This is a genomic window from Desulfobacter vibrioformis DSM 8776 (assembly GCF_000745975.1).
Taxonomy (GTDB): Bacteria; Desulfobacterota; Desulfobacteria; order Desulfobacterales; family Desulfobacteraceae; genus Desulfobacter; species Desulfobacter vibrioformis.
The window spans coordinates 1-6,684 of sequence record NZ_JQKJ01000056.1; the positions used below are offsets into that span (position 1 = coordinate 1).

Consider the following 6,684-nt stretch of genomic DNA (forward strand, 5'->3'; position numbering starts at 1 on the left):
ATGATTTCTTTACCCGAAGGCTTTGACCTTTCTGTTTTTATTGGTGAGATCGTCACCTATGTGGGTTTGCCTGTTGTGGGAATCGCTTTTTCTTTTTGTGTTTTCAGATTGATTTCATACTCATTGAGTTTGGGATCAAAAAATTAAATGAAACATGATTAAGCTCATCGCCTTCATAACGATGGTCATTGACCATTCTGCCATTTTCTTTTTCCCGGAGCATGAATTGATAATGCGCTCCCTGGGCGCTCTGTCCTTTCCCCTTTTTGCGTATTTCATTACCCAGGGCCTGAAATATACCAAAGACCTTCAGCTTTATATCATCGCACTGGTTACTTGCGCCTGTGTCACCCAGCCCCTGTTTAATATCCTGTTCCCGGACCTGCATAGACTCAATGATCTTTATACCTTGCTTTTCGGTTTGATCATTCTTGTTTTGTATGAGCGGTACGGCTTCCCTGCATTTTATTTGACCCTGCTTCTTGTTCTGGCCAACGTCGTTTCAATCTATATTTTCATAGTCTTTGCCATTTATTTTTTGCATAATCGTCCGGTCTACCTCTTGGGCGCTATGACCGCCTTTTATCTCCTGGTCTATTATTTATCCGGAGCCCTCTATGTTTTGTTCGGTCCGGCTGCCGTGTTCCTGATGTACTACCGGACCGATCTTCCCTTGCCCAGGATGATGCAGAAATATTTTTATTATGTGGGCTATCCCGGGCATTTCCTTGTCATCATTGCCATAAATTCAATCATATATCCGGCAACTACTTAATAAAGAATAAAAAAATGAACCCACGAGAATTAAAAAGTCACCTTTATCAACAAGTAAGAAAAAGCGGCAAAAACAGCATAACGAAATTTGAGTATGAATACATGGCGGGAAAGATTGATTTTAACACCTATCTGAACAGTTGTTATGCGGATTATGCCAAAGGCCGTTTGTCGAAAAATAAGAAATAATAAGTAGTTTCATGGCCGGAGCACCGGAATGTACGACCAAGCGTATTATTTCAAAAGTTCAATATATTAACAGGTAGAGGATAGAACTTGACTGGCTCACGTCCCCATACTACAACCCCGATAGATCAATTTAAGGCGGGGATTATTTGCATGAAGGGTAATATCATTACCACTGAAAAGTGCATGGTATGCGGGGCAATATTGAAGCATAATGACAGAAGACACGGGCTTTTTTGCCCGAATCATCCACAGATATCATGTGTCAAGGTATTTGTTGTCCGGTTTGGGCGGCACATTCAGCGGCAATTCAATAATTATGATAAAGCAGCACAATTCCTCAATGGTCTGCGGTTTAAAACAGGCGAAGGGTCTTTTGACATTAAAGATTATGCGTCAGATAAACCATATTCTTTCCGGGTGTTGTCCGAAAAATATCTAAAACGTAAAGCTAATCTCAAAAGCTTTAAAGAAAAGAAGCGTCACATTACCGTAGCCCAGGAATATTTTTATGACAGCAATGTAAAATATATAACCGGAGCCGACATTGAAGATTATCTGTTTGACATTAAGGGGATTTCCGAAAAAACCAGGGCCAACTATGCCAGTGCTCTTTCTGATTTTTTTAAATGGGTTCTGAAACGGCAGATAATCAATGTCCTCCCGCCATTTCCCGAAATCACTTATGAGCTTGGATACCGGACTATCACAGACATGAAAACCCAGCAGGCTATTATAATTAAGGTCCGGGAATTATCAGAAGACCGAAATCCCAAAATTTGGACCGGGATTGACCTTCTGGCAACATATGTCAACTTGCGCCCCGGGGATCTGCTCAAGATAAAGGAGAAGGATATTGACCTGGAACATGGCGTCATCACAATCCACTACCCTACCAAGGCAAAAAACAAAATAAAAACCGTTCGTCTGCTTCCAGAACACATTGAGCTAATACGGGATTTAAAAAATCAGTTCCCGGCCTTGCCCGAACTTAAATTTTTCCGACACCATGGTGGGGTCCGCAGTCAGAAACCAAATACGCCTTTCGGGCCAAAGTATTTTAAAATATGGTGGGATAATGCCTGTAAAGAACTTGGAGTACAAGACCTCGACCTTTACGGCGGGACCAGACACACCAGCACAACAGAGATTGCCAGGCAAGCCGGGACCATGTCAGCCAGAGAAGCTACAGCGCATGAAACGAATAAGGCTTTTGACCGGTATTGTCAGTTTCAAAATGATACGGCCTTTAAAATGGCTGGACTGCTTAAGAAAAAGAAAACTGATGGCAAGGTCTTGGACTTCCCCCAAAAGGCCGGAAAAAACTGATATTGCCAGGTCAGCACATAGTCAGCACCTTTTTTGTCTGTCACAAGGCACAAAAAAGCCCGAAACGGCGGGCATTTCGGGCTATAAAATGGTGGAGGCGGCGGGAGTTGAACCCGCATTCAATCCCTATTCATAAGGCTTCCCATTGTAGGTGCTAAACATGCGCTAAACTCATAAATTTTGTTCTGATTTTTTAACATGTTTTGAGGATGTCCTTTTTTCCACTGTGACTATCGACAATAAAAGCTGATGACGTTTGATTTTTCGATTTGTTGACATCTTTTGTTCATATGTTTTATATGAAGAAGAATGAATAGAAAAAAAATTCTTAATAAAATACTTACGGGCTCTAAAAATATACGGTTTTCTGATATGGAAAATCTGGTTCAAGGATTTGGTTTTATCCTTTCAAGAACAGATGGAAGTCATCATATCTTCACTCGACCGGATATTCCGGAACTTGTTAACCTTCAAAATGTTAAAGGCCAGGCAAAAATATATCAGATTCGTCAATTTTTAAAACTTGTTGAAAAGCACAATTTAAAATTAGAGGATAACGAATAATGCGTGATTATCATATAAACATTTTTTATTCTGATGATGACGGTGGTTATATTGCCGACATTCCGGATCTTGAATTGTGTTCAGCATTCGGTGACACTCCTAATGAGGCATTACTTGAAGTTCAAAAAGCTAAATCTCTTTGGATTGAAAGTGCTAAATTGGAAGGCAAGAAAATTCCACCACCTAAATATTGTCCGGTCATTTATCAAGCACAATTTGCTTAATACATTATTTCCGTTGCATAGGTCAGCGACCGGAAACTTTTAAGATTTATAATTCTGAGATCCGTGGGAATGTTGCTCTGTAAATAGTTTGAGCGTGTTCCAGTCGAGTGTTTGAGCCGGGCGGTCTTCCCGGTATAGCTTGCATTTTGTTAACTCAAAGTCCTTTATTCATCGGAGGTTAACCCGGTTAACTCGTCAACCTATGGTTAACTATTCTGATTCATCAGGGCTTATCCCCGAATCAGACTTCTTTCTGCCTCCCCCTAGAGCCGATACCCCTGAGCCCCCCAGGTGGTGGATTACTTCCTGGCCTTCCTCTGGGGCATACTTCCTGCCGGATATTCTCCTGAGGTGTGTTTTTTATTGGTGGATATTAGATCGAATTCTAAGTATTTTATCAACTTAAGCAATAAACATACCATCGTAGCAAGACTACCGTCAATTAAGCAGTTTTGCAGTGTGGCATTATAATTGCATGGATGTATAGAAATACATAGAACACTATTCATTTTGGATAACCCCTGGTTTGGTTGTTTTTCAGAACTGGGGCATGGATTGGGTAGCAGATTCGATTGACCAACGAGAATCCTTCTGTGTCATCAGCGCCTATAAGATAACATCGCTACTGAGATCCGTGGGAATGTTGCTCTGAAAAGCGTTCCTGCGTGTGCCATTTGAGTGCTTGAGCCGGGCGGACGTCCCAGCGTGATCATATCGGCCGTGGACCGGCTGTCAACAACAACCTTTTTTTTACTTTTTGTTTTCAAGATCGCCCGAGGATCTCCAGGTAGGTAAGTGTTTATGCGCCGAACCCGAATCTTTCCAGGTGTGTACTTCTTTCACCGTTTTAATTCCGTTAGCATGACCTCTATCACCTCTTTAAATACTTCTTTTTTCTTCCAGTCGAATTTCGAAAACCCGGCAGGTGATCGACGATAGGAGCCTGGGAGGATGGGTTTAATTTTTAAACCAGCTACAAGGCGAACAGCGATTGAGTCTGGTAGATTTAATCAGTAAGCTTGAATTCCAAATTTTAATAATAATTTTGGTAAAATATCGTCTAAATTTAATACGTCTTTGTCTTCTAATTCGATGAGATTAAAATCATATTTATTATAGATAGTTTGTTTTGCTTTTTTTCGAGACAAGTATTTTTCATTATTATCATATCCCCAAAATTCGATATACACCTTTCCTGTCGGAATATAAAAATCAGAATAAACGTTTTCTTCTATTGGTAATTTTCGTTCGTACGCATGAATAATTTCAGCCATGTACAACCAATTATCAATTATCATTTCGGCTTTTGATCGGACAAGATGACCATCGGTTGCTCTATGCTTTGCAATAAATTTATCTCTGAAATTATTTGTATTATCATCATTTAATTCTTGTTTTATCTGTGTCGGATCATCATCCTTTGTGCCTTTTAAATCTTCTATTGAGCTGACAAGTATTTTAGATTCAATGATTGACTCAGGCCATCGAACAAAAGGAATGCCGGATTTTTTATCTTCATCTTGAAGACCATTTTGTTTTTTTCCCTGAATAGTTATCTTCCAACCTTTAAGGTCTTTTTTAACCCATCCAAGTTCAGAAAATATATAATTTATTTTTGTTGCTGAAAGGCCAAAATGTTTTCCAATGGCTGTTGATGTTATCAAAGAGACTTCTCCAATATTATCGCCTAATTCCAAATCTTCAGGCCAGGTAATATATTTACCAAATCGTTCACTATTAATAAATTTTCCACCACATTTAATGCCATGATCCGTAAGAAACCATAGATTGTCTTTTTTTTCGATGAAATTCAGTTGGAGCAATCTGGCGAACATTTCTTTTGTTGAGATTTTATATTTCTTTGCCAAGGATGTAGTTGAGATCATTTTTTTATTTGCATTTGCCGCTGAATTATCCATAGTTACCTCCGAAAAAAATTAGAATATTGTCGATCATCAGATATTGTCTTTTTCTTGGGTTTTTAACTCCCCCAGGCTTTTATTTTCTGGAATAGAAATTAATGGGCTTGGGATAGCCCCTTCTTCTAGTTTTTCCGCAATGAGTTCTAGGTCCGCTACTGTTCTACGAAAAATTTGTTCATTTATATTTTCGATCACCAAAAGTGCATTTATTGCGTCTTGTCCTTTTTGGGGCTTTCTAAAATTGTTATCAATTTTATTATTTCCAATTTTTTGTCCCCATAAAAAGTATTCAATCGGCTTCTGTGTGAATCTTGCTACAGCAATAATATATTCTAATGAGGGATTTTGTTTTGATTTTCCATGAACATTAGAGATAATAGCCGGGGATACTCCAATATTTTCTGCCCATTTGCCAGGTTTGAATAGATTTTTGTCTTTTTCAATTCTTGTTCGAATTTCGTCATAATTTAAATTTAGATCTATTTTTTTCATAACATCTTTAAAAATGCTTGACTTTTATAAAGAACAACTTTAATCTTGCCTCATATTTTAAATAACAGCTTTAAATTTAGTTCCTTTTAATCAATTCATAGGTATTTAGATCAATGTTTCCCTCTAAATATAAGGATAAACACATGACCAGCCAATTACCCTATCATTTTTCATACGCCATATCAAAACAATTGCCCACTGCCTGTTCGTTGAACTCATCATACGGCGAACTTGAACTTGATGAAGAAATGCGTTCAGCCATAGAAAAAGCCCTGGTGCCGATTCTTGAAAAACGCCTGAACGCACCACCTGAACTTGAAAAAAACACCACTGAATTATCAACTGAGCCAGGCTCAGATTATTTGTTTGACGCCCATAATATCGTTGTTCTCTGCAAATCCTGCGGAAAACAACTTTCCTTATTTCAAGTTGAAACTGACCGTTTAATTCCTGTCGATCACCCGGACCGGGGTCTTTGTAATGATTGCTGTTGCCCGTATGTTTCTGAAAAATCAGAACCTGAATCAACCGTTGAACCTGACGTCAAACCATCACCAGTGGATAAACTACTGGCGTTTTACGGATCGCCTGTTATCGAGAAAAAAGATTAACGCGTTAAAAACGTTTAACCACCAATAGAAAGGAATAAAACCATGATCGGAATCATTGAAGGAACATTTATTTCAACAAAGTTAAAGACACCGGATAAGGAAAAAGGCCAGGATTTCAAGCCTTATAACGTTCATAACATAATGCAGGTACATGAGGATGATCCGGAAATAATAAACATCAAGGACGTCGGTAAAAAACATCAATTTAAGGCTAATCAACCGGTCAAGCTTCGGTGCCGGATTAACCACTGGTCTAACAGTAAGTAGGTGGACAAAAATAATTCTTGTTTTATCTTGCTTTGCAATAAATCATTGTTGTTTTTTTAATTTGCATAGCAAGGATATCAGATGGAACGTACGGGTAGAAAATTTGTTTCTCCAATTGAGCCATTGGCATTAAAATGGCTGTCACTTATTGAATTTTCGGATGAAGAGTCAAACCGTACTAAACTCAGGGCTCAAGCAATCCGGTTAAGCAACTCTGGGTATAGTATCAATCAGATTTCACAAATATGTTTGACTACTCAGGAAACAGTTTCGAAGTGGATCGATGGATGGGAAAAATATCAATTTGACTCCTTA

Annotated in this window: 9 protein-coding genes; 7 read left to right on the forward strand and 2 right to left on the reverse strand. The window is 38.7% G+C overall.

What is annotated here, in order from left to right:
• Positions 1-154: 154 nt before the first annotated feature.
• From Q366_RS18665 to Q366_RS18680, 4 genes are all read left to right on the forward strand, one after another.
• Positions 155-775, forward strand: a complete 621-nt coding sequence (locus Q366_RS18665) for a TraX family protein (protein WP_035242150.1) — start codon at positions 155-157, stop codon at positions 773-775.
• Between the two features lie 338 nt (positions 776-1,113).
• Positions 1,114-2,289, forward strand: a complete 1,176-nt coding sequence (locus tag Q366_RS18670; protein ID WP_035242152.1) for a site-specific integrase — start codon at positions 1,114-1,116, stop codon at positions 2,287-2,289.
• A gap of 309 nt (positions 2,290-2,598) precedes the next feature.
• Entirely contained in the window at positions 2,599-2,853 is a 255-nt protein-coding gene (locus tag Q366_RS18675; RefSeq protein ID WP_035242154.1) for a type II toxin-antitoxin system HicA family toxin, read from the forward strand.
• Positions 2,853-3,077, forward strand: coding sequence for a type II toxin-antitoxin system HicB family antitoxin (locus Q366_RS18680; RefSeq protein ID WP_035242157.1), 225 nt, complete (start codon positions 2,853-2,855; stop codon positions 3,075-3,077). The genes Q366_RS18675 and Q366_RS18680 overlap by 1 nt, the downstream gene beginning before the upstream one ends.
• Positions 3,078-4,087: 1,010 nt before the next feature.
• Here the strand turns inward: Q366_RS18680 and Q366_RS18685 are convergent.
• Together Q366_RS18685 and Q366_RS18690 are read right to left on the reverse strand one after the other, a co-directional pair.
• On the reverse strand, positions 4,088-4,996 hold the full coding sequence (locus tag Q366_RS18685) for a hypothetical protein (protein ID WP_035242159.1): 909 nt from the start codon (positions 4,994-4,996) through the stop codon (positions 4,088-4,090).
• Positions 4,997-5,032: 36 nt separating this feature from the next.
• Positions 5,033-5,491 (reverse strand): hypothetical protein, encoded by a 459-nt coding sequence (locus Q366_RS18690; RefSeq protein WP_035242162.1) that lies wholly within the window; start codon positions 5,489-5,491, stop codon positions 5,033-5,035.
• 113 nt (positions 5,492-5,604) lie between these two features.
• On the opposite strand from Q366_RS18690, the gene Q366_RS18695 reads away from it, so the two are divergent.
• From Q366_RS18695 to Q366_RS21095, 3 genes are all read left to right on the forward strand, one after another.
• Entirely contained in the window at positions 5,605-6,102 is a 498-nt protein-coding gene (locus Q366_RS18695; RefSeq protein ID WP_156968237.1) for a hypothetical protein, read from the forward strand.
• A 42-nt stretch (positions 6,103-6,144) separates the two neighbouring features.
• Positions 6,145-6,369, forward strand: coding sequence for a hypothetical protein (locus tag Q366_RS18700; protein WP_035242165.1), 225 nt, complete (start codon positions 6,145-6,147; stop codon positions 6,367-6,369).
• Between the two features lie 81 nt (positions 6,370-6,450).
• The coding region (locus tag Q366_RS21095; protein WP_156968236.1) for a helix-turn-helix domain-containing protein at positions 6,451-6,684 on the forward strand (234 nt) is incomplete at its 3' end.